This is a genomic window from Micromonospora sp. WMMD882 (assembly GCF_027497255.1).
GTDB lineage: Bacteria > Actinomycetota > Actinomycetes > Mycobacteriales > Micromonosporaceae > Micromonospora.
The window spans coordinates 2579985-2602924 of sequence record NZ_CP114903.1 but is presented as its reverse complement, the minus strand read 5'-3'; the positions used below and the strand labels follow the sequence as shown (position 1 = coordinate 2602924).

General features: G+C 74.3%; 20 protein-coding genes. 8 read left to right on the top strand and 12 right to left on the bottom strand.

The window, feature by feature from the left end:
• Window positions 1–109: 109 nt before the first annotated feature.
• Window positions 110–1675: an alpha/beta hydrolase gene (locus O7606_RS10485; protein ID WP_281599598.1), complete on the bottom strand. Its 1566-nt coding sequence runs from the start codon at window positions 1673–1675 to the stop codon at window positions 110–112.
• 209 nt (window positions 1676–1884) lie between these two features.
• Window positions 1885–2982: an ATP-dependent DNA ligase gene (locus O7606_RS10480; protein WP_281598865.1), complete on the bottom strand. Its 1098-nt coding sequence runs from the start codon at window positions 2980–2982 to the stop codon at window positions 1885–1887.
• 136 nt (window positions 2983–3118) lie between these two features.
• Between O7606_RS10480 and O7606_RS10475 the strand changes: the two genes are divergently transcribed.
• Together O7606_RS10475 and O7606_RS10470 are read left to right on the top strand one after the other, a co-directional pair.
• Window positions 3119–3331 (top strand): hypothetical protein, encoded by a 213-nt coding sequence (locus O7606_RS10475; RefSeq protein ID WP_348651144.1) that lies wholly within the window; start codon window positions 3119–3121, stop codon window positions 3329–3331.
• 244 nt (window positions 3332–3575) lie between these two features.
• Complete coding sequence (locus O7606_RS10470) at window positions 3576–4103, top strand: DUF1990 domain-containing protein (protein ID WP_281598863.1); 528 nt, start codon at window positions 3576–3578, stop codon at window positions 4101–4103.
• A gap of 56 nt (window positions 4104–4159) precedes the next feature.
• Here the strand turns inward: O7606_RS10470 and O7606_RS10465 are convergent, their stop codons facing one another.
• The 10 genes from O7606_RS10465 to O7606_RS10420 form a co-directional block, all read right to left on the bottom strand.
• Window positions 4160–5050, bottom strand: coding sequence for a DNA-3-methyladenine glycosylase 2 family protein (locus O7606_RS10465; protein WP_281599597.1), 891 nt, complete (start codon window positions 5048–5050; stop codon window positions 4160–4162).
• A gap of 228 nt (window positions 5051–5278) precedes the next feature.
• A complete protein-coding gene (locus tag O7606_RS10460; RefSeq protein ID WP_281599596.1) occupies window positions 5279–5896 on the bottom strand; it encodes a hypothetical protein in 618 nt (205 codons plus the stop codon).
• A 212-nt stretch (window positions 5897–6108) separates the two neighbouring features.
• The gene (locus O7606_RS10455) at window positions 6109–6876 is read right to left on the bottom strand and encodes a zf-HC2 domain-containing protein (RefSeq protein WP_281598862.1); all 768 of its coding nucleotides are present in this window, start codon (window positions 6874–6876) and stop codon (window positions 6109–6111) included.
• Complete coding sequence (locus tag O7606_RS10450) at window positions 6873–7562, bottom strand: sigma-70 family RNA polymerase sigma factor (protein ID WP_281598861.1); 690 nt, start codon at window positions 7560–7562, stop codon at window positions 6873–6875. Before O7606_RS10450 ends, O7606_RS10455 begins: the two co-directional genes overlap by 4 nt.
• 80 nt (window positions 7563–7642) lie before the next feature.
• Window positions 7643–8500, bottom strand: coding sequence for a fused MFS/spermidine synthase (locus O7606_RS10445; RefSeq protein WP_281598860.1), 858 nt, complete (start codon window positions 8498–8500; stop codon window positions 7643–7645).
• A 21-nt stretch (window positions 8501–8521) separates the two neighbouring features.
• Window positions 8522–9487 (bottom strand): hypothetical protein, encoded by a 966-nt coding sequence (locus tag O7606_RS10440; protein ID WP_281598859.1) that lies wholly within the window; start codon window positions 9485–9487, stop codon window positions 8522–8524.
• Window positions 9484–11958, bottom strand: coding sequence for an SMC family ATPase (locus O7606_RS10435; protein WP_281598858.1), 2475 nt, complete (start codon window positions 11956–11958; stop codon window positions 9484–9486). Before O7606_RS10435 ends, O7606_RS10440 begins: the two co-directional genes overlap by 4 nt.
• Complete coding sequence (locus O7606_RS10430; RefSeq protein ID WP_281598857.1) at window positions 11958–13106, bottom strand: exonuclease SbcCD subunit D; 1149 nt, start codon at window positions 13104–13106, stop codon at window positions 11958–11960. The genes O7606_RS10435 and O7606_RS10430 overlap by 1 nt, the downstream gene beginning before the upstream one ends.
• A 13-nt stretch (window positions 13107–13119) precedes the next feature.
• Window positions 13120–14883: an ATP-binding protein gene (locus O7606_RS10425; RefSeq protein ID WP_281598856.1), complete on the bottom strand. Its 1764-nt coding sequence runs from the start codon at window positions 14881–14883 to the stop codon at window positions 13120–13122.
• A 232-nt stretch (window positions 14884–15115) separates the two neighbouring features.
• Window positions 15116–15862: a pyrimidine reductase family protein gene (locus tag O7606_RS10420; RefSeq protein ID WP_281598855.1), complete on the bottom strand. Its 747-nt coding sequence runs from the start codon at window positions 15860–15862 to the stop codon at window positions 15116–15118.
• A 150-nt stretch (window positions 15863–16012) separates the two neighbouring features.
• On the opposite strand from O7606_RS10420, the gene O7606_RS10415 reads away from it, so the two are divergent.
• From O7606_RS10415 to O7606_RS10390, 6 genes are all read left to right on the top strand, one after another.
• Window positions 16013–16558, top strand: a complete 546-nt coding sequence (locus tag O7606_RS10415) for a plasmid pRiA4b ORF-3 family protein (RefSeq protein WP_281598854.1) — start codon at window positions 16013–16015, stop codon at window positions 16556–16558.
• A gap of 336 nt (window positions 16559–16894) precedes the next feature.
• Entirely contained in the window at window positions 16895–18211 is a 1317-nt protein-coding gene (locus O7606_RS10410) for an extracellular solute-binding protein (RefSeq protein ID WP_281598853.1), read from the top strand.
• Between the two features lie 113 nt (window positions 18212–18324).
• The gene (locus tag O7606_RS10405) at window positions 18325–19305 is read left to right on the top strand and encodes a sugar ABC transporter permease (protein ID WP_281598852.1); all 981 of its coding nucleotides are present in this window, start codon (window positions 18325–18327) and stop codon (window positions 19303–19305) included.
• A gap of 10 nt (window positions 19306–19315) precedes the next feature.
• A complete protein-coding gene (locus tag O7606_RS10400; RefSeq protein ID WP_281598851.1) occupies window positions 19316–20224 on the top strand; it encodes a carbohydrate ABC transporter permease in 909 nt (302 codons plus the stop codon).
• The gene (locus O7606_RS10395; protein WP_281598850.1) at window positions 20221–21654 is read left to right on the top strand and encodes a GH1 family beta-glucosidase; all 1434 of its coding nucleotides are present in this window, start codon (window positions 20221–20223) and stop codon (window positions 21652–21654) included. The genes O7606_RS10400 and O7606_RS10395 overlap by 4 nt, the downstream gene beginning before the upstream one ends.
• 85 nt (window positions 21655–21739) lie before the next feature.
• A complete protein-coding gene (locus tag O7606_RS10390) occupies window positions 21740–22786 on the top strand; it encodes a LacI family DNA-binding transcriptional regulator (protein WP_281598849.1) in 1047 nt (348 codons plus the stop codon).
• Window positions 22787–22940 lie beyond the last annotated feature (154 nt).

The window sequence follows — 22940 nt, the reverse complement described above, 5'->3', positions numbered from 1 at the left end:
CAGCGGCGGGCGCCGCGGCAGGGCCGCGTCGGCGGCCGGCGCGACTGCCGGTGGCCGGCGCGGTGGTGGCGCGCGCGACTGCCGGTGGCCGGCGCGGTGGTGGCGTCCGTCAACGCGCCGGACAGCGCAGCCCCTCCCGGGGCACCGTCAGGTCGACCAGGTAGGCGTCGACCGCCTCGGTGACGCAGGCGGTCTGCGGATACGCCGTGTGGCCCTCGCCGTCCCAGGTGAGCACCCGACCCACGCCCAGCATCCCGGCCAGCGCCGGGGTCTGCTCGTACGGGGTGGCCGGGTCCCCGGTGGTGCCCACGACCAGGATCGGCGGCGCGCCGTCGGCCCGGCCCGTCGGGTACGGGTCGGGCCGTCCGGGCCACTCGACGCAGGTCAGCATCCCCACCGCCAACGCCGGACCGAACAGCGGGTACGTGCCGCGCCACCGCGACTGCAACTCCCGGACCCGCTGCCGGCTCGGCTTCTCGTCCTCGTCGGCGCAGTTGATCGCCAGGTTGGCGTCGAAGAGGTTCGAGTAGGCGCCGTCCGGACGCCGCCCGGTGTACGCGTCGGCGAGACGGAACACGTCGGCCGGGTCGCCGTCGGCCAACCGGTCCACCGCCCGGGCCAGCTCCTGCCAGCCCTGCTCGGTGTAGAGCGACGAGACGACCGCGTAGAAGACCCAGCCGGAGGTGGCCTCCCGGCCGTCCGCGCCCCGTACCGGGGAGACCCGTGCCCGGTCGATCGCCGAGGTCACCGCGGCCCGCGCGTCCGGGGCGACCGGGCAGCGGTCGGCGTGGTCGGCGCACCACCGGACGAAGTTGTCGAAGGCCCGTTCGAAGCCCCGCGCCTGGCTCTCCGAGGCGGCCACCACCCCCTGCCGGGGGTCCACCGCCCCGTCGAACACGAACGCGCGCACCCGCTGCGGGTAGAGCTGGGCGTAGACCGCGCCGAGCAGGCTGCCGTACGAGTAGCCGAGGTAGGTGAGCTTCTCGTCGCCGACGGCGGCCCGCACCGCGTCCATGTCCCGGGCGGCCTGCTCGGTGCCGTAGAGCGGGAGCTGGTCGCCGTACCTGGTGCCGCAGGAGCGGCCGATCCGCTGGTTGAGCGCGACCAGCCCGTCGAAGGCGGCGGCGGACTCCGGGTCGGGGTCGTAGCCGAAGCTGTCGTCCAGCTCGGCGTCGGAGACACACTCGACCGGGCTGGACCGGGACACCCCGCGCGGATCGAAGCCGACGATGTCGAAGCGTTCGGTGACGGTCGCCGGCAGGCCGCCGAACTGCGCGCCAAGGGAGAGGTGGACGGCGGTGTCGACGCCCGAGCCGCCCGGCCCGCCCGGATTGACCACCAGCGACCCGATCCGGTCGCGCTGCTTCATGGACCGGGCCCGCAGCAAGGCGATCTCGAACGTCTCGCCGCTGCCTGGGCCGGCCGTCGCGGCCCGGCCGTCGTCGCCCCACCGCCGGGGTACGGAGATCCGCGCGCACTCGTACCGCATGTCCGGCCCGCGCCGCCCGGCGATCTCCTCGGCCGCCTCCGGGCAGGCCCGCCACCGCGGGGTCCCGCCCGGCGGGGCGGCCGGCGACGCGTCGCCGTCGCCCGCCCGGGGTGTGGCGCCCGGCGACGTGCAACCGGCGACGGCCAGCGTCACCACGACCAGCCCGACCAGTGCCGGCCAGCTCAGTGCCGGCCAGCTCAGGGTCAGGGCCGGCGAACTCCCGGCCCGGCCGGGCGCGACGGACCGGCCCGGCCCGCGCCGGCCGGGTCGGGACAGGACAGAAAATCGGCGCACGGCTGCCTCCGGTCTCGGTCGGTCCGCCCGGCCGACGGTCCCGGAGGGACGTGCCGGCGGACGGGTGGGGCGGTCGGCCCCGGGTCGGACGGGTGCGGCGGTCAGCCTCCGGCGGTCGGCGTCGGATCACCCCGGAGCACCTGGTCCACGTCGAAGCGGACCGGCCGCTCCAACTGGTCGTAGCCGCACGAACGCGGATCCCGGTCCGGCCGCCAGCGGACGAACTGGGCGGTGTGCCGGAACCGGTCGCCCTCCATGGCGTCGTAGCCGACCTCGACCACCAGCTCCGGGCGCAGCGGCTCCCATTCGAGGTTCTTGCCGCCGGTCCACCGGCTCACCCCGCCCGGGATGCGCTGGCCGCGCTCGTGGTCGCCGTGCGCCCAGGGATGCTCGCCGCCGACGTCCCGGTACGGCGCCAACTCGGTCAGCAGCTCGGCCCGGCGGGCCATGGTGAACGAGGCGCACACCCCGACGTGGTGCAGCGTGCCCTCGGCGTCGTGGAGGCCGAGCAGCAGCGAGCCGACCACCGGGCCGGACTTGTGCCAGCGGAAGCCGGCCACCACGGCGTCGGCCGTCCGGGCGTGCTTGACCTTGGACATCAACCGTTTGCCCGGCTCGTACGGCAGGTCGGCCGGCTTGGCGATCAGCCCGTCCAGCCCGGCGCCCTCGAAGATGTCGAACCACCGGCGGGCGGTGTCCACGTCGGTGGTGACCGGGGTGACGTGCACCGGTGGCCGGACCCCGGCCAGCGCCTCGACCAGCCGGGCCCGCCGCCGCGGGTACGGCTGGTCGAGCAGGCTCTCGTCGCCGAGCGCGAGCAGGTCGAAGGCCACGAAGTCGGCCGGGGTGGTCTCGGCGAGCAGCTTCACCCGGGAGGCCGCCGGGTGGATCCGCTGGGCGAGCAGGTCGAAGTCGAGGCGCGGCTGCCCGTCCGGGCCGTCCCGCCGGATCACGACCAGCTCGCCGTCGACCGCGCACCGCGCCGGCAACTGGCGGCGGGCCTGGGCGATCACCTCGGGGAAGTACCGGGTCAGCGTCTTGCCGCCCCGGCTGGCCAGCTCGACCTCGTCGCCGTCGCGCAGCACGATGCAGCGGAAGCCGTCCCACTTGGGCTCGTAGGTCATCCCCGGGCCGGTGGGGATCCGGGGGACGCTCCTGGCCAGCATCGGCTCGATCGAGGCACTCAGCGGCAGCTCCACGGCGACCAGTCAACCAGACCGCGCCGACCCGGTGAGGCACATCACCCGGCGCGTTCCGGGCCCGGTGCCCCGGCCCGGGTCGGCCCGTCCCCGGTGACCGGTCCGCCGGACCGCGGGTCGGAGCTACCGTCACCGGGTGCGCGAGTGGGTCTGCGACTGTTGTGGGCGCTGGCGGGTCAGCGTGGAGCTGATCCGGGGCCGCCACCGGTACCGGCTCGTGCGCCGTTACCGGCCGGAGTTCGGCGGCGGCAAGGACGTGCTCGGCGAGGTCGGTTCCGTGGCCGAGCTCTCCGACCTGCTGACCCGACTCACCCCGCTCACCCTGGCCGACCTGCGCGAGGCCCGCTGAGCGTCCCTGTCCCGCGAGGGGTCGGCGGACCGCGCCTACGACGGGCCTCCGGGGCAGCCCGCCCCGCGCAGGGATCAGGCTTGACCGCCCGGAGCAGGGTGGGCTGCCCCGGAAGCCCCGGCCACCCGTACCGGACACGCTGGTCCGTGCCGTGCCGTGCCGTGCCGTGCCGTGCCGTGCCGCGCCGGACCGGCTGGCTCCGGTCGTACGCTTGCCCGGTCCGCGCCGATCCCGGGAGGCCGCCGTGTCGTTGACGTACCCGCACGTGGGGGCCACCCGCGACGGCGAGCTGCCGGCCGGCTGGCGGCACGTACGGCGCCGGGTCCGGCTGCCCGACGGCTGTTTCGCCGTCGCGGGCGCGGCGGTGCTGACCTGGCGGCTGCACCGCGCCGCCGGGGTACGGATCACCGCCGACGCGCCCCGGGCCGCTCCCGGCGTCCGCGTCACGTCCGGGCTCGGCGTCGGCCCGGCGCGCCTGCTGGCGCCCTGCGAGGTGGTCTGGGCGGTCGACGACGACCGGCGGGCCGGATTCGGGTACGGCACGCTGCCCGGTCACCCGGCCCGGGGCGAGGAGGCGTTCGTGGTGGAACGCGACGACGCCGGCCGGGTGTGGTTCGAGGTCCGCGCGTTCAGCCGTCCGGACCGCTGGCTGATGCGGGCCGCCGGCCCCGCCGCCCGACTCTTCCAGCACGCCTACGCCCACCGCCTCGCCCGCACCCTCCGCCGCCTCTGCGCCCGCGCCCCGTCAGCCCCACCGCCCTCGCCGCGGTGAGCGGGAGCCTCCGGCGCCGATCGCGCCGACGGCGGAAGCTCCTCACCGGGCGGGGCTCAGAAGGCGGCGAAGGAGCGCAGGGGTAGGCGGGGGCCGTGGCGGGGGGCCTGCACGCCGCTGGCGGCCAGCAGCACGCAGACCCGGCCCCGGTGCCCACGGAACGGCTCCAGCAGGGCCAGCATCCGGGCGTCGTCGGCCCGTGGCTCACCCGCGAGGGCCCAGGCCACCGTGTTCGGCACGTGGTAGTCGCCGACGCTCACCGCGTCCGGGTCGCCGTACGCGGCGCGGACCACCTCGGCGGCGGTCCACGGACCGATGCCGGGTACGGCGGTCATCCGGCGGGTCGCCTCGGCGGCGTCGGCGCTGCGGTCCAGGCGGTCGGCGAGCGCGGCGACCCGGCGCAGCGTCTCGGCCCGCCGCTGCTCGACGCCGAACGGGTGGAACACCCAGTACGGCGTGGCGGCCACCGCCGCCGGGTCGGGCGGCAGCAGCAGGGCCGGCGTCGGCCCGGGCGCCGGCTCGGCGAAGTGCCGCACCATCGCCGCGTACCCCCGGTAGGCCTCCGTGCCGGTGACCTTCTGCTCCAGCACCGCCCGCAGCAGGTGCCGGAAGACCAGGCCGGTGGCGGGCATCCGCAGTCCCCGGTGCCGTTCGGCGAGCCGGGCCACCACCGGGTGACCCGCGGCCAGCGCGGCGAAGCCGGTCACGTCGTCGCGTAGCCCGGCGATCGCGTCGGCCCGGTCGAGCGCCCAGGCGGCCCCCGGTCCGTACCCCTCGGCGCGCAGGTCGCCGCCGTCGCGGCGCAGGGCGAGGGTGGCCGGGCCGGCCGGGGTACGGGCCGCCCACCAGAACGTGCCGGCGGTGATCCGGGCGCACGGGTCGTGCCGGCTGAACGTCAGCGCGCGCAGCGTGTCGGCGAGCCGGTGCTCCGGCGGTGGGCGCAGCATCCGGATCGCGGTCACCGGGACACTCTGCCACGCCTGCCGCCTCGGGCGGATCCCCTGGTCGGACGGGTGGACCGCGGCGTCGACCCGGAGGTCGACGCCGCGGCCGGGACGACGGCGTTGCCGGTGCGCCGCGTCCCCGTCGGGGAGGGTGGTCGGGCCGGCGCCCCGCCGCCGGCCCGACCACCCGGAACGGGTGGCGGTGGGGACCGCGCCACCCGCGGCCGGGGGTCAGTAGGAGTAGTCGGAGCCGCCGCTGGCGTCGTCGTCGGCGGGCGGGGCGACCGGCTCGGGGGTGCCCTTCGGCAGGCAGCTCAGGTTCTTCTTACCGTCCGGCTGGACCACGAACCAGGTGCCGCTGACGCCCTGACCCTTCCACTGGCCGGGCTTCTTGTCGCCGATGTACCGGTACAGCGGCCAGCCGCCCAGGGTGAGCTGCTTGGCGCCGTCGTCCCGGGTGATCGTGCCGACCTTGTCGTCGGAGACGCCGTCGAGGGCCGGGTCGCCGTCGGTCAGCGCGGGCGGCCAGATCTCGGCGCACTTGTCCACGCAGTTCGAGGCCGGCGGGTCGGCGGTGTCCTTGTCGAAGCGGTACAGAATCCAGCCGTCCTCGTCGGTGACGACCTCGCCCATCTTGGCGACCTTCTTGCCGTTCAGCTCCTCGGTCAGGTCGACGTCGCTCGGCGCGTCCCTGGGCGCGGGCGAGGCCTCCGGTCCGCCCGTCGCGCTGGGCTCGGCGGCGGCGACCGGGATCGGCGCCGCCTCGTCGGATTCCGGCCCGCCGTAGCCGGCCGGAGCGCAGGCGGTGAGTGCGACCAGGGTGCCGGCGGCGATGACCGTCCGCTTCATGAGTGCCACGTGCCCTCCTCGTTTCTGCCAGTTCACCGGGGAGTACGGAAACGACGCCTGTCAAGGTTGAACGTGCTGGCGTGGGCAATTTCACGGCGTTACGTTGAACCGTTCCCCGGAGTGGTCCGTAACGGGGAAAGGCGATTCTCCGCGCACACGACCGATCGGCATCGGACAATGTGTCCGATGCCGGAGTCGACGTGCGGAGTCGGTCAGAGCGGGACGGTCACCAACGCGGTGGCCACCCCGGCGGCGTCCACCGACTGCACCTGCGCCCGCCTGATCTGGTCCCGGGGCGTCGCGGTGTTCGCCTGCAACCGCAGCGGCACCGAGTTCGCGTTGGTGCCGTACCCCCCGGCCGGCACCGACCAGGAGCTGACCACCTCGGTGCCGCCGTCGGCCCGGACCAGCACCAGCCGGCACTTGCGCGGGCCGGGCAGCCGGGACAACTGGAAGGCGACCTGGGTGCCGAACGGCTCGGCGGCCAGGATCAGATCCGCCCGTACCCCGGTGGCCTGGTCGGTCTCGGAGACCGTCTCGCCGACGATCTCGTCCGGGCCACCCAACCCGCCCAGGTCCGGCCGGGTCGGCTGCGACGGCACGGCGGTCGTCGGCAGCGCCACCGGCGGACCGGCCGGCTCCCCGCCACCGACCACCGTGATCCCGACGCCGGTGAGCACGCTGAACGCCACCACCGCCGCCGCGGTGGCCAGCACCTGGCGGAACCGGGCGCGACGCCGGTCGGCCCGCACCGCCGCCAGGGTGCGGTCCAGCAGCGCCGGGTCGGTGGCGGTCTGCTCCACCGCGGTCATGGTGTCCCCGTCGATGCCGGAGAGCAGCCCCACCACGGGCACCATCGTCTCCAGCTCGGCGGCGCACGCCCAGCAGGTGGCCAGGTGCTCCTCGAACCGTTCGGTGTCGGCCTGGTCCAGCACGCCGAGCGCGTACGCCGCGACGTCCCAGTGGTCGGCCCGGCTCACCCTGTCACCCCCCGCTCCTGCAACGCCGTCCGCAGCGCGCGCAACGCGTAGTAGACCCGCGACTTGGCGGTGCCCAGCGGCAGCCCCAGCTCCTCCGCCGCCTCCGGCACCGTCCGCCCCCGGAAGTACGTCGCCACCAGGATCTCCCGGTGCGACTGGCTCAGCGTACGCAGCGCGTCCGCCACGGTCATCGTCCGCAGCACCTGGTCGGTGCTGTCCGACTCGGCGAACGCGGTCAGGTCCCGGTCGTACGTCTCCGCCGGCCGGGCCTGCTCGCTGCGATGCTCGTCGATGGCGATCCGTCGGGCCACCGTCACCAGCCACGGGCGCAGCGACGTCTGCCCCTGCGCGCCGAGCCGGTGCGCGTTGCGCCACGCCCGCAGCAGCGTCTCCTGCACGATGTCCTCGGCCCGCTGCCGGTCCCCACCGGTCAGTCGCATCACGAACATCAGCAACGGCCCGGCGTGCTCGGCGTAGAGCAGCCGGATCAACTGGTCGGAGTGACTGGCCTCGGTGGACCGCGCCTGGTGCCGCCCGGGGGTGGGTCGCGGCGTCACCGGCTCATCATGGCGACCGGCGGGGCGGGCGTCGACCCCGCGTGTCGACGTGGCGGACCGGGACTGGGAGCGGGCCGTCCACTTCGCCCGCACCATGTCGCCGTGCCAGCCGGCCGCCACCGCGTGCATGCAGACCTCCGGGGGTGCCTATGACATCAGCCGACCCGTGACCGGGCCGCCGGGTGGTACGCGCCGCCCCGGCGAAAGGATCAACGGCGGACGGAAAAAATTCCGGGCGGGGGTGGCGTGGAGGGGGTGGCGTCGGCGTCCCGCACCACCGCCGCGCCGCCGACGAACCGGTCCAGCTCCGCGCCGGCCAGCACCCGGCCGGGGAACCAGTCCCCGGCGGCCCGCCGGGTCAACGCCGCTACCGGCGGCTCGTCCCGGCCGGCGACCAGCACCAGGTTGCCGTACCGGCGACCACGCAGCACCCCGGCGTCACCCACCAGGCAGGCCCGGGGCAGCACCGAGCGGACCGTCGCCACCTGGGCGCGGGCGTACCGCAGCGGCGGGCCGTCGGCCAGGTTCGCCAGGTACCAGCCGCCCGGACGCAGCACCCGGGCCACCTCGGCGGCGTACTCCACCGAGGTCAGGTGGGCCGGGGTGCGGGCGCCGGCGAACACGTCGGCGACCACCAGGTCGTACGCGGCGTCCCGGGTGGACGTCAGCGTCTCGCGGGCGTCGGCGACCCGCACCCGCAGCCGGGCCTCCGCCGGCCAGGGCAGCGCCCGACGGACCAGCTCCACCAGCGCGCCGTCCACCTCGGACACCCGCTGCGTCGACCCGGGGCGGGTGGCCGCGACGTACCGGGGCAGGGTCAGCGCGCCGCCGCCCAGGTGCAGCGCCCGCAGCGGCGCGCCGGCCGGGGCGACCAGGTCGATCGCGGCGGCCAGCCGGCGCACGTACTCGAACTCCAGGTGCGTCGGGTCGGTCAGGTCGACGTGCGACTGCGGCGTGCCGTCCAGCAGCAGCGTCCACGAGCCGGCCCGGTCGGCGTCGGGCGTCAGCTCCGCCTCGCCGGTGTCGACCCGCTCGACCACCCGGTCGCCACCCCGCCGCCGCCCCATCCGCCCAGTATCCCGCCCGGGTCAGCGGGCCCGGCGGGCGGAGGCGGACAGGGCGCGGTGCAGCAGCCGGGCGTCACCGAGCAGGCTGCGCAGCCGACGCTCCAGCCCGGCGATCGGGATCAGGTTCTGCGGGGCGCGCGGGTCCTTGTACGGGGTGGAGGCGAACCGCGGCAGGGTGACCAGGGACAGGTCGGCCAGCGCGACCGCCTCGGCCGGGGTCAGGTCCGGTGAGCACTCCACCCGCACGATGCCGGCCCACGGCGCGCCCCGGGTCACCGGCAGCCGGAGATACCACGACCAACTGCCCCAGGCGGTGCCGATGCCCAGCCGGAACACCGGGCAGCGCTGCCCCGGCGTCAGCCCGGTCACCACCGCCGCCAACCGGGCGTCGAGGTACTGGCTGTGCTGCGTCTTGACGTACCCGAGGGTGCGCGGCAACTGCCGCCGGGCGCGCAGCGGACCGTCCACCACCAGCAGGTCGCCGTCGACGCGGGCGGCGTCGGAGACCTCCACCTCCAGCGCGGTCAACGGGCCCTGCACGGCGGCCGGCAGCTTGCTCAGCTCACCGCTGCCGCCGACCCGGCGCACCGGGTAGCGGACCGAGCCGGCCACCACGTCCCCGGCCGACGGGCTGGCCGTGAACAGCCCCCGGGCCACCCGCGCCCCGGCCAGCTCCGCCACGCCCCGACCCAGGTCGCAGCGGACCACCCCGGCCGCGTACGAGGCGGCGATCCCCGGGTACGACACGCCGTCCGCCTCGGCCGTCCAGACGCTGGCGTCGATCCGGCGCACCCCGTCGACCAGCAGCACGACCTCCGGGGAGCGCACGCCGACGGCCGGGCCGAGCGCCCGCCAGTCCGCCGCCGGCAGCTCGACGTCCGGGTCGACCTGGCCGCTGCTCGGGGCGGCCGGGCCGAGCGCCGACGCCTCGAACGACGCCCCGTACGCCGGATCCCACGCGTCGACGAAGAACCCGGGCCGGCTCACCGGCCGGTCCGTTCCACCCGGGCGCTGCGGGCGTCCTTGTGGACCTCGAAGCGGACCGGGATCCGCTCGGCGAGCGCCGGCACGTGGGTGACCACCCCGACCATCCGGTCGCCCCGGGCGGCCAGGCTCTCCAGGGTGGCCGCGACGGTGTCCAGGGTGGTCGCGTCGAGCGTGCCGAAGCCCTCGTCCAGCACGATCGACTCCAGGCTGGCCGCCGTGGTGGACAACCCGGCCAACTGCTCCGACAACGCCAGCGCCAGGGCCAGCGACGCCTGGAACGTCTCCCCGCCGGAGAGCGTCCGCACCCCGCGCCGCAGCCCGGCGTCGTACTGGTCGACCACGAAGAACTCGCCCTTGTCGTGCACCAGGTCGTACTGCCCGCCGGAGAGCTCCCGCAGGATCCCGGAGGCCCCGTCGACCAGCAGGTCCAACGCCTCCGCCAGCAGCCACCGCTCGAAGTTGTTGGCCCGCAGGTGACCGGCCAGCGCGCGGGCCACCCGGGCGTCGCGTTCGTGCCCGGCCCGCTGCTCACGCAGCCCGGCGGCCTGCTCCCGGCGCTCCACCAGCCGCCGGCGCGCCGCCTCGGCCCGCTCCACCGCCACCGTGGCCGCCCGGACCGGGTCGTCGTCCACCGGCAGGCCGGCGGCGGCGAAGAGCTCCCCGATCCGCTGCTGCGCCGCCTCGGCGGCCGTCTCGGCCCCGGTGACCGACCCGACCAGCCCGTCCCGGTCGGCGCGTCGCCGCGTCGACTCGCCGCCGGCCCAGCCGGCCAGCGTCGCCCAGGCGGCGGCGACGTCGTCCCGGTCGGCGACCGGCGGGCCGAACCGGGCCAGCCCGTCACGGACCGAGTCGAACTCGCGCCACGCGGCCCGCAGCCGCTCCTCGGCCGCGTCGAGGGCGGCCCGGGCCCGCCGGGCCGCGTCCCGCCCCGCCCGGACCGCGCCGGCCGCCTCGTCGAGGGCGCCCCGCAGTCGGGCGTGCTCGGCCAGGTCGTGCCGCAGCGCGTCCTCGGTGGCCGCCCCGGCGAGCTGGTCGTCCAGCTCGGCGAGCCGGCCGGTGAGCTGCTCGTGCTGGGCGCGGGCCCGCAGCAGCGTTCGCTCCAGGCCCCGGGCGGCGGCGTCGCGCTCCTGCGTGGTCCGCTTCGCGGCCTCGCTGGCCGCGCGGGCCGTCCTGCCGGCGGCGAGCGCCCGGGCCACCGCCGACCCGGCCGGCACCGCCGGCGCCCGGGGCACCACCTGCTCGCACACCGGGCAGGACGCCCCGACGACCAGGTGCGCCCGCAACGCCACCGCCTGGTCGGTGGTCTTCGCCTCCTCGTGCGCCCGGAACGCCGCCTCCAGCTCGGTTTCGGCCCGCTCAGCGGCCGCCCGGGCCTGGGCCAGCGCGTCGGTCGCCGCGTCGTGCTCGCGTTGCGCGTCGGCGACCGCGACCGCCACCGACGCCGCCTCGACGGCCAGCCGCCCGCGGTCGGCGTACGCCTTCAACAGCAGCCGCAGCGTGCTCTCGTCGCCCGCGCCGGTCACCTCGCCGCGCAGTTTCTCCTCCCGCTCCTCGGCCAACGCCACCGCCCGCGCCGCCTCGTCCACCCCGGCGCGGGCGGCGGTGACCGCCGCGGCCACCTCGGCCACCCCGGCCGGGCCGTGGACCGCGTCCAGGGCGGCCAGGTCGGCGTCCAGGGCGGCCAGCGCCGTCCGGGCCGCCGAGGCCGCCGCCCGCGCCGCGTCCCGCTCCGGTACGGCGGCGGCCACCGCGGCGGCCAGCTCGCGCGCCCGGTCCACCCCGGTCTGCGCCTGCGCCAGCGTCGCGTCGTCGACGTCGGTGAGCCCGGCGAGCACCCGGTCCACCGCCTCCAGCCCCGCCTCGGCCCGCCCGGCCCGTTCGGCGGCCCGCTTCTGCACCTGCTCGTAGACGCCGAGACCGAGCAGGTTGACCAGGATCTGCTGCCGGGTGGCCGGCCGGGCGTGCAGGAAGTCGGCGAACTGGCCCTGCGGCAGCACCACGCAACTGGTGAACTGCTCGTACGGCAGCCCGACCGCCTCCAGCACCGCCTGCTCCATCTCGGCCGGGGTGCCGGCCAGCACCTCGCCCAGATCCTCCGGGCTGAGCCCGGTGTCGAGCTTGGTCACGTCGAAACCGGCCGGCATGAGCTGCAACCCGGCGCCGGCGGTCTTGACGTTGCCCCGGCCGTCCCGGCGCACCACCCGGGTCGCCACGTACCGGTCACCGGCGGACTCGAAGACCAGCCGGACCCGGGCCTCGGCGGCGGACGGGGCGAGCGCGTTGGCCAGCCCCCGCGCGCCGCCCCACCGGGGCACCGTGCCGTAGAGGGCGAAGCAGATCGCGTCCAGCACCGTCGACTTGCCCGAGCCGGTCGGCCCGACCAGGGCGAAGAAGTCCGCGTCGGTGAAGTCGACGACGGTCTCCTCGCGGAAGACGGTGAAGCCGGCCATGTCCAGCCGCATCGGGCGCATCAGCGGTCGACCTCCTCGAACAGCTCGTCGAACAGCTCGCGCACCTCGTCGTCGGCGTGCCCCCGACTGTCCAGGTAGTCGGCGAAGAGCTGCCGGGGGGACCGGCCGGCCCGCTGGGCGGCGCGCGCCCCGCCGCCCGGGGCGGGCAGCAGCTCCGGGTCGACGCGGATCTCCAGCGCCCCCGGCAGCAGCTCCTGGACCTCCTCCCGCAGGCCGGCCCGGGGCTGCTCCCGGACGAACACCCGCAGCCACCCCTCCGGCGGGGTCGCCTCGGCCAGCTCGGCGAGGGTGCCGCGTACGGTGCGCAGCGGCACCGCCCCGGCCACCGGCACCTCCCGGACCCGGGCCGCCGCGGTGGCGGTCACCTCGACAAGGGTCACCGAGCAGACGTTCTCCTGCTCGCCGAAGTCCACCGCGATCGGGCTGCCGCTGTAGCGCACCGGGCACGGCCCGTCGACCCGCTGGGCGCGGTGCAGGTGCCCGAGCGCCACGTAGTGCGCGTTGCCCGGGAAGACGGTGGCCGGCACGGCGTACCCGAGGACGGTGTGCGCGTCCCGCTCGCCGCCGCCGACGCTCGCCCCGGTCACGGTCAGGTGCGCGGTGACCAGGTGCACCCGGTCCGGCTCGGTGAACCCCTCGGTGAGCCGGGCGACCAGCCGGCCCAGGTGGTCGGCGTACGTCTGGGTGGCCTCGGCGGCGGTCAGCTCGTACATCTCCACCGCGCGGACCGCGTACCGCTGGGAGAGGAACGGCAGCGCGGCCACCTGCCAGCGCTCGCCGTCGCGGGTGACGCCGTCGACGATCAGGTCGGCGGGGGAGTCCCGGACGCTGCCGCGCAGGGTGACGCCGGCCGCCTCGGCCCAGGGGCGCAGCGCGTCCAGGGCCGGGCCGTTGTCGTGGTTGCCGCCGATGGCGACCACGTCCGCGCCGGTGCGTCGCAGCGCGGTCAACGCCCGGGTGACCAGCCGGGTGGCCTCCGGCGTGGGCGCCCCGCTGTCGTAGAGGTCACCGGCGACGATCACCAGGTCGGGCTGCTCCTGGCGGGCGATCTCGATCACCTGGGCGAGGACCTGCTTGTGCTCCTCGGCCCGGGACCGCCCCTTGAGCACCTTGCCGACGTGCCAGTCGGAGGTGTGCAGGATCTTCACAGGTGGTTACCCCCTAGAACGGGATGTCGTCGTCGGCGCCGCCGGAGCCGACCACCGCGAACGGGTCGGCCGCCTGGGTGATCGACCGGAGCGTCTCCGACGGGGCGCGACCGGCCTCGGAGACCCGGGTCGCCCAGGCCGGGAAGGGGAACTCCAGGCAGAGCGGCACCGGGATGTCCGGCTGGTTGACGAACATGGTGCCCGGCTTGGCCAGCAGCGCCCGCTGCCGCTGGGCGGGCGGGAGGAAGCCGTACTCCGGGCGGGACGCCTCGGCCGGGTCGAGCCGACCCACCACCCGGATCGCCGAGTTGGTGACGATCCGGCGTTCCACCTCGCTCGCCGTCTGCTGCGCGCCGACCAGGATCACCCCCAGCGAGCGGCCCCGCTCGGCGATGTCCAGCAGGACCTCCTTGATCGGGGACGAGCCCTCCCGGGGGGCGTACTTGTTCAGCTCGTCGAGGACGACGAAGAGCAGCGGCTTGGCGGTGCCGGCCTTCTCCTTGCGCTCGAACTCGCCGCGCAGCGTCACGCCCACCACGAACCGCTGCGCCCGGTCCGGCAGGTTGTGCAGGTCGACCACGGTGACCTGGGCGCTCTCCGCCGTGTTGATCGAGTGCGGGCGGCGGGTGGCCAGGTCGCCGCGGATCAGCCGGGACAGGTCCTTCTTGCTGCCGATCAGCCGGCGGGCGAACGCGTTGACCGTGCCCAGGCCGACCGCGCTGCCCGCCCAGTCGCCCCGGGTCTCGTCGTCGTTGAGCTGCTCGACGACGTGGTCGACCAGGTCGGCGTACGAGCCGAGCCGCACCCCGTCGACGCTCACCCCGCCGTCGGCCGGCTGGGCGTACCGGGCCAGGTGGGCGGTGACCGAGTGCACCACCATCGTGTACTGCTGGCGTTCGTCGTCGGCGTCGGCGAACACGTACGGCAGCAGCCGCTCGGCGCAGAACTCGCTCAACGTCCAGTAGAAGCTGTCCACGCCGGTCAGCCGGCTGCTCACGTCCGGGGTGCCGGAGGCGTCACCGGGCCGCGGCGGGGCGTACACCCGCACGTCCGGGAACGCCCCGGCGGCCAGCCCGAGCTTCGCGTACGCGGCCCGGGTCGCGTCGTCGAGACGGGTGTTGGGGTGGTCGAGGAAGAGGAGGTCCTCGCCCTTGACGTTGAAGATCAGCGCCTTGGCGTTGACCGCGTCACCGCCGAGCACCCCGGAGCGGAACACCGAGTAGAGCAGGAACGTGGCGAAGCTGGTCTTGGTCGCCACCCCGGAGATGCCGGAGATCGACACGTGCGCGCCCCGGCTGCCGTCGAGGAAGTCGGCGTTGAGGTAGACCGGCACCCCGTCCCGGCCGGTGCCCATCGGGATGCGGCGTTCCATCCGGTCGAAGTGCAGCGCCCGGGCCCGGGCGTCGCCCTCGGCCCGGCACACCACCGCGCCGGGGGTGGGCGGCACGTACAGCTCCGGGTCGACCCGGGTGGTGGTGATCTCGGCGGCCTCCTGCACCATCGCCGGCAGGGTGCCGTCGGCGATGGCGAACACGTCCGAGTCGAACTGGGCGCCCTCGTGCCGGGCGCGCACCTGGGTCACCACCCCGGCGATGGTCACCGGCTCCCGGTCGGGCAGGTCGCGGCGGGTCACCACCACGTCGTCGAGTTGCAGGTAGCTGTCGGCGGAGACCGCGGTCCAGAAGGTCAGCGGGGTGGCGTCGGCGGTGCCGAGCACCCGCCCGACCTCCTCACCGGGGACGTCGAGGGCGTCGGGGGCCGCCGGGCCGTCGGTCATCGTCGGACTCCGCTGCGTGGTCGCTCGTCTCGCTCAGGGCACACGTGCTGCATCCTGCCTCAGCGGTACGACAGGTCGCCAGGCGACGCGGCGCGGGGAGCGCCGCCGGTGACCCTCGGGGTCGACGCGGGGGCGTACGGTCACCGCCGCCGCGCGGGCGCCGACGGCGGACCGGAGCGGGGACAGGTCTGCCGGACCCGGTGACCCCGGCCCCGGCGCGGGGCGTGGCGGGTCAGTCCCGGGCGTGGCGCAGCATCAGCACGCCGTCGGCGGTGGCCAGCACGTGCCGCAGCGGCAGGCCCCGGGGCGGGCTGGGCGCTCCGGTGGTGATCCGGCCCGGGCCGGGGCCGGCGAGCAGGGGCGCGACGGTGAGGCAGACCTCGTCCACCAGGTCGGCGGCGGTGAGCGCGCCGAACAGCCGCGGTCCGCCCTCGCAGAGCAGTTGGGTCAGGCCACGCCGGCGCAGCCCCGCCAGGCCGGCGGCCAGGTCGACCCGGTCCGGGCCCGTCCGTACCACGTCGGCGACGTCGGTCAGGCCGGTCGGCGCGGCGGCGTCGTCGCGGGTCAGCACCACCGGCCGGACCGGGGCGTCGGCGAAGGCGGCCTGCGCCGGGTCGAGCCGCAGCGAGTCGGAGACCACGACCAGGGTGGGGTACTCGGCGAGCCCGTGCTCCCGTCGCCAGGCCCGCCGGGCCGGGTCGAGGCGGATCGCCCGGTAGCCCTCGTGCCGCAGGGTGCCGGCGCCCACCACCAGCGCGTCGCAGAGCATCCGGAGCAGCCCGAAGACCCGCTTGTCCGGCTCGCCGGAGAGGCCGGCGGAGTAGTCGTCCAGGGTGACCGCGCCGTCCAGGCTGGTCACGAAGTTGACCCGCAGGCGTGGTCGGTCGGCGCGGCCGTACAGGGCGGTGAGCGCGGCGTCGTCAAGCGGACCGTCGCCGGGGCCGGGCCACGCGCGGTGGATCGGGACGCGGACGCTCATTCGCTCGCCGGACCGGTGACCGGAGGGGTCGGTCCGGGGGTACGGTGCTGACAGTCGCACCAGTTGCGGCCCGGGCAGTCACCGTGCCGTTTCGCCCGACACGCTCGGCAGATCATGGTGGCAGCCTATGCCCCGGGAGGATGGGACAGCATGTCGCGCCAGATCTTCCAGTTGCAGATCTCGCTGGCCGGGGTACGTCCGTCGGTCTGGCGGCGGGTGCTGGTCCCCGGCGGGTACACCCTGGACCGGTTGCACCGCGTCGTGCAGTACGCGGTGGGCTGGCAGGATTACCACCTGCACTCGTTCGAGATCGACGGGGTGCAGTACGGCGTCCCGGACCCGGTGGGTGAGCTGCCGCTGCGCGACGAGCTGGACACCCGGCTCGACGCCGTGGTCGGCAAGGGCAGCCGGTTCCACTACACCTACGACTTCGGCGACTGGTGGGAGCACGACCTCCTGGTGGAGGACGTGCTGACCGCCGATCCGGAGGGGCGTTATCCGAGCTGCCTGGACGGCGAGCGGGCCGGCCCGCCGGAGGAGGTCGGCGGTCCCGCGGGTTACCGGCTGCTGCTCGCCGCGCTCGCCGATCCGTTCCACCCGGAGCACGAGGCGATGCGGGACTGGCTCGGTCGACCGTTCGACCCGGAGGTCTTCGAGCCCCGGCGCGTCTCCACGCTGCTGCGCCGCCTCTGCTGAGGGCGCGCCCGGTCCGGCCGGGAAACCGACCCCGCGCCGCCGTGGGCTTCCCGGTTTCTGGTCTTCCCGACGGGTCGCTTTCCCGTGTCGTGGCATTCCCGTGGTGCGGTTGTCGGCCGGGTGGTCTTCCCGCAAGTTGCCCCTCCGTAATCAGGTAGCGGCGACGAAACGGCAGAAAAAGGACGATCGGGCCGAGTGAAACGGCTTTCGCGGTAACGATATGGGAACGCTCCCACGATCTATTGACACGCCCGTTACCCGACGGCAATCTCATGGGAGCGCTCCCGAGGAGCGCCCCCACCACAAAAGCCTCACCACCGAAAAGAGGGGTCCGGAATGAGCCTCACACTCCACCGTCGGCGGTTCGCGGCGATCGCGCTCGCGTCCGTCGCGGTGATCGCCACCGCTACCGCCTGTGGCGGTGACGACTCGTCGGACAGCGGCAGCTCCGACGGTCCGATCACCCTCACCGTCGACGTCTTCGGCGACCAGGGATTCGGCTACGAAGAGCTCTACAAGCAGTACGAGTCCGAGAACCCGAACGTGAAGATCCAGGAGCGCGGCAAGGGCCTCGGTCTGGGTGACCACAACACCCGACTTACCCAGCAGATCACCGCCGGCTCCGGCGCCGGTGACGTCGTCGCCCTCGAAGAGGGCACGATCGTGCAGTTCTACGCCCAGGCCGACAAGTTCGTGAACCTGGCCGACCACGGCGCGAACGACCTCAAGGGCAACTTCCTGCCGTGGAAGTGGGAGCAGGGCAGCACCCCCGACGGCAAGGTGCTCGGCCTCGGCACCGACGTCGGCTCGATGGCGCTGTGCTACCGCAAGGACCTCTTCGAGGCCGCCGGGCTGCCCACCGACCGCGAGCAGGTCGGGCAGCTCTGGCCGACCTGGGACGCCTTCATCGAGGCCGGCAAGAAGTTCACCGCCGCCGACCCGAAGCACAAGTTCATCGACTCGGCGACCAACTTCTACAACGTGGTGCTGATGCAGATCGCCGGCGCCGGCACCGGCTACACCTACTACGACAAGAGCAACAAGCTCGTCATCAGGGACAACCCGGACGTCAAGGCGGCGTACGACCTGACCACCAAGCTGGTCGACGCCAAGCTGTCGAACAACCTCCAGGCGTTCTCGAACGAGTGGAACGCCGGTTTCAAGAACGCCTCCTTCGCCACCGCCGCCTGCCCGGCCTGGATGACCGGTGTCATCAAGGGCCAGGCCGGTGACGCGGCGGCCGGCAAGTGGGACATCGCCAAGGCCCCCGGCGCCGGCGGCAACTGGGGCGGCTCCTTCCTCGCCGTGCCGAAGTCCAGCAAGCACGCCGAGGAGGCCGCCAAGCTGGTCAAGTTCCTGACCAACCCCAAGGGCCACGTCGCGGCGTTCAAGGCGGTCGGCAACCTGCCGTCCTCCCCGCAGGGTCTGGCCGACCCGGCGGTGGCCGAATCCACCAACGAGTACTTCAGCGGCGCTCCGGTCGGCAAGATCTTCGCCGCCGGCGCCAGCGACCTGAAGCCGGTCTACCTGGGTCCGAAGAACAACGCGGTCCGGACCGCCGTGGAGAACACCCTTCGCGCGGTCGAGCAGGGCAAGTCTGCGGCCGAGCAGTGGGACGCGGCGCTGAAGAACGGCGAGGCCGCCGGTAAGTGACCTGGCCGAGCCGCCCGCAGGTGGCGCCGACCGCGGCAACGCGGCGGCGCCACCCCGCGGCGCCTCCCGACGCCGCCGACACCGGCGGCGTCGCCTGACGTGAAGGACCACTGATGAGCCTCGACCTGCACGCCGACGCGCCGCCCGACGGCCGCCGGCCCCGCCCCACCCGTGCCGAGTCGCGCCGTCGCCTCTCGTTGACCCGGGCGGACCTGAAGTACTCCCCGTACCTGTACGTCCTGCCGTTCTTCGTTCTCTTCGCCATCTTCGGCGCGTACCCGATCGCCTACACGGTGTGGATCGCGCTCACCGACCGCTCCCCGCTGAACCCCACGATCAGCTTCGTCGGCGTGGACAACTTCGTCGAGCTGCTCACCAACGACCCGCAGTTCTGGAACGCGGTCGTCAACACGTTCGGCATGTTCGCCATGTCGACCGTGCCGCAGCTGCTGATCGCCCTGATGCTGGCCAACGCGCTCAACCGGCGGCTGCCGGCGCAGACCTTCTTCCGGATGGCCATCGCCATGCCGATCATCACCTCGACCGCCGTGGTCGCGCTGATCTTCTCGATGGTCTACGCGCGCGAGTTCGGCCTGGTCAACTGGCTGCTCGACCTGGTCGGCATCGACCCCATCGACTGGCGCGCCAACCGCTTCGCCTCCTGGTTCGCCATCTCCACGATGGTCGACTGGCGGTGGGTCGGCTACAACGCCCTGATCTACCTGGCCGCGATGCAGTCCATCTCGAAGGACATGTACGAGGCGGCGTCGCTGGACGGCGCCTCCCGGCGGCGGCAGTTCTGGTCGATCACCGTCCCGCAGCTCCGCCCGACGATCATCTTCACGCTGATCATCTCCACCATCGGCGGGTTGCAGCTCTTCACCGAGCCGCTGCTGTTCACCAGCGGCGCCGGGGGCATCTCCGGCGGCTCGGAGGGGCAGTTCCAGACCATCACCATGTACCTGCTCGACGTGATGAACACCCGCTTCCGCTGGGGGTACGCCGGCGCGGTCGCGCTCGTGCTGTTCGTGCTGATCGCCTTCATGTCGGTCGTGAACTACCTGCTGGCCCGTCGGATCAGCTCGGACAAGTGAGGGTACGCAGATGACGACCACGACACTCCGTCCCCCGGTACGTCAGCCCGGGCGCCGGGCCGACCGGTCCTCCCGCGGGCACAAGGCGGCGCAGCTCTGGAAGGCCAGCCCGCTGACCTGGATCGGGCTGGTCCTCGGCGTGCTCCTGTCCCTCTTCCCCTTCTACTGGATGATCGTCATCGCGTCGCGCACCAACGACGCGGCGAACTCCTGGCCGCCGCCGTTCCTGCCCGGCGGGAACCTCGGCGAGAACGTCCAACGGGTGCTCGCCAACACCGACGCCAACGTCGTCAAGGGCCTGATGAACTCGTTCCTGGTCTCCGGGACGATCACCATCGCCACGGTCTTCTTCGGCTCGCTGGCCGGTTTCGCCTTCGCCAAGCTCCGCTTCAAGGGCAAGAACGCGCTGCTGCTGATCATCCTCGCCTCGATGATGGTGCCGATCCAGCTCGGCGTCCTGCCGCTGTACATCCTGATGGCGAAGCTGGAGTGGCTGAACACCATGCCGTCGGTGACGGTGCCGTTCCTGATCGGCGGATTCGGCATCTTCATGATGCGCCAGTACGCCGAACAGGCGGTGCCCAACGAGCTGATCGAGGCGGCCCGGGTGGACGGCTGCTCCACCTGGCGGATCTACTGGCACGTGGTCGCCCCGGCGCTGCGGCCGGCGGCGGCGGTGCTCGGCCTGCTCACCTTCATGGAGCAGTGGAACCAGTTCTTCTGGCCGTTCGTGGTGCTGGCCGACCCGTCGAATCCCACCGTGCAGATCTCGCTGCGGAGCCTCAACAGCGCCTACTTCGCGGACAATTCGCAGATCTTCGCGGGCACCCTGGTCGCCACCCTGCCGCTGTTCGTCATTTTCGTCCTGTTCGGCCGCCAGATCATCGGCGGGATCATGGAAGGTGCCGTCAAGTCGTGAGCAACCCCGCCACCCCGCCTACCGTGGGTCTCCTCGAACAGGGCCCGGAACTGATCTTCCCGCCCGGGTTCCTCTGGGGCGCGGCCACCGCCGCGTACCAGATCGAGGGGGCCGCGGCCGAGGGCGGTCGCACCGCGTCGATCTGGGACACCTTCAGCCGTACCGAGGGGCGGACCGTCGGCGGACACACCGGGGACGTGGCCTGCGACCACTTCCACCGGATGCCCGCCGACGTGAAGCTGATGGCGGAGCTCGGCCTGAGGTCGTACCGGTTCTCGATCTCCTGGCCCCGGGTGCAGCCGGGCGGATCCGGCGCGGCCAACCAGGAGGGCCTGGACTTCTACCGCCGGCTCGTCGACGAGCTGCGCGCCCACGACATCGAGCCGTGGGTGACCCTCTACCACTGGGACCTCCCCCAGGAGCTGGAGGACGCCGGCGGCTGGCCGGCCCGGGACACCGCCAGCCGCTTCGCCGACTACGCGAAGCTGGCGCACGACGCCCTCGGTGACCGGGTCCGGTACTGGACCACGCTGAACGAGCCGTGGTGCTCGGCGTTCCTCGGGTACGGCTCCGGGGTGCACGCCCCCGGCCGCTCCGACGGCGGCGACGCCGTCCGGGCCGGACACCACCTGATGCTCGGGCACGGCCTGGCCACGCAGGCGCTGCGGGCCGGCGCCGCGGACGCCGAGATCGGCGTGACGCTCAACCTGTACCCGGTCACCCCGGCCAGCGACTCGCCGGAGGACGCCGACGCGGCCCGCCGGATCGACGGGCTGGCCAACCGGTTCTTCCTCGACCCGATCCTGCGCGGCCAGTACCCGGCCGACCTGGTCGCCGACCTGAGCCCGGTGAGTGACTTCGGGCACGTCCAGGACGGCGACCTGGCGGTCATCTCCACCCCGCTGGACGTGGTCGGCGTCAACTACTACAGCCGGCACGTGGTGGCCGCCCCGGTCGAGGGGGTCGAGCCGGAGAAGTACTGGCGCGCGCCCTCCTGCTGGCCGGCCAGCGAGTCGGTGCGCTTCGTCACCCGGGGCGTGCCGGTCACCGACATGAACTGGGAGATCGACGCTCCCGGTCTGCTCGAGACGCTGCGTCGGGTGCACGAGGAATACACCGATCTGCCGCTCTACGTGACCGAGAATGGCTCGGCTTTCGTCGACACCGTTGTCGACGGCCGGGTGGACGACACCGACAGGTTGGCGTATTTCGACGCCCACCTGCGGGCTTCGCACGAGGCGATAAGCGCGGGCGTGCCCCTGCGGGGATACTTCGCCTGGTCACTGATGGATAATTTCGAGTGGGCGTGGGGCTACACCAAGCGCTTCGGCATGGTGTATGTCGACTACGACAGCCAGCTCCGCATCCCGAAGTCCAGCGCCAGGTGGTACGCCGAGGTGATCCGACGCAACGGTCTGGCCGCACAATAGGCCCAGGGCCAGCCAGTAACGGGCGGCTCCGGCGGGCACCCCATGCGGGGCGCCCGCCGGCGCGCCCGACGTCGGAGGAGCAGACATGACAACCCAGCGCACCCGGTCGCTCGGGCGCCCGACCCTCGACGCGGTCGCGGCCCGTGCCGGTGTCGGGCGGGGGACGGTGTCCCGCGTCGTCAACGGCTCGCCCCAGGTCAGCCCGGAGGCCCGGGCCGCGGTGCAGCAGGCCATCGCCGAACTCGGGTACGTGCCCAACCGGGCCGCCCGCGCGCTGGTCACCCAACGGACCGACTCGGTGGCCCTGGTGGTCTCCGAGTCGGGGGAGCGGGTCTTCACCGAGCCCTTCTTCGCCGGCATCGTCCGGGGCATCAGCTCCGGGCTGCTGGAGACGCCGATGCAGCTCTGGCTGGCCATGGCCCAGTCGCCGGTGGAGCGGGAGCGGGTCGAGCACCACCTCACCAACCAGCACGTCGACGGCGTCCTGCTGCTGTCCCTGCACGACGCCGACCCGCTGCCCACCCTGCTGGAGGAACGTGGCCTGCCGACCGTGCTCGGCGGTCGGCCGGCCCGGATGCTGCGCCCCGGCGCGCAGCCGGCCCACTTCGTGGACGTGGACAACACCGGCGGCGCCCGGCAGGCGGTGGAGTACCTGATCGGCAAGGGCCGACGGCGGATCGCCACCATCGCCGGCCCGCAGGACATGGGCGCCGGCCTGTCCCGGCTGACCGGCTACCGGGAGGCCATCACGGCCACCGGGGGCAAGGTCAACCCCGCGATGATCGCGTACGGGGACTTCAGCGAGGGCAGCGGCACGGCGTGCATGCGTCGGCTGCTCGAGTCGTGCCCGGACCTCGACGCGGTCTTCGTGGCCAGCGACCTGATGGCGTACGGGGCGCTGCGCGCGCTGCGGGAGGCCGGCCGGCGGGTGCCCCAGGACGTGGCGGTGGTCGGGTACGAGGACTCGCCGATCGCCCGGCAGTCGGATCCGCCGTTGACGTCGGTGTTCCAGCCGGTGGAGGAGATGGGCCGGCAGATGGCCCGGCTCCTGGTGGCCCGGATCCGCGGTGACGGGCTGCCCGCCCCGTACGTCCTGCTGGACACCCATCTGGTGCCCCGCTCCTCCGCCTGAGCCACCCCGCTGCGCGTCCGCCGCGTGGCCCCCGAAGCCGTTGTCGCAGCAAGCGCTTTCCGCGCGACGGCCCGGGAGACCACGCCGGCGGGCGCGGCGGCGGTCCCGGGCCTCACCCGGCGGGCGCGGCGACGCCCGCTGCCCACGCCGGCGG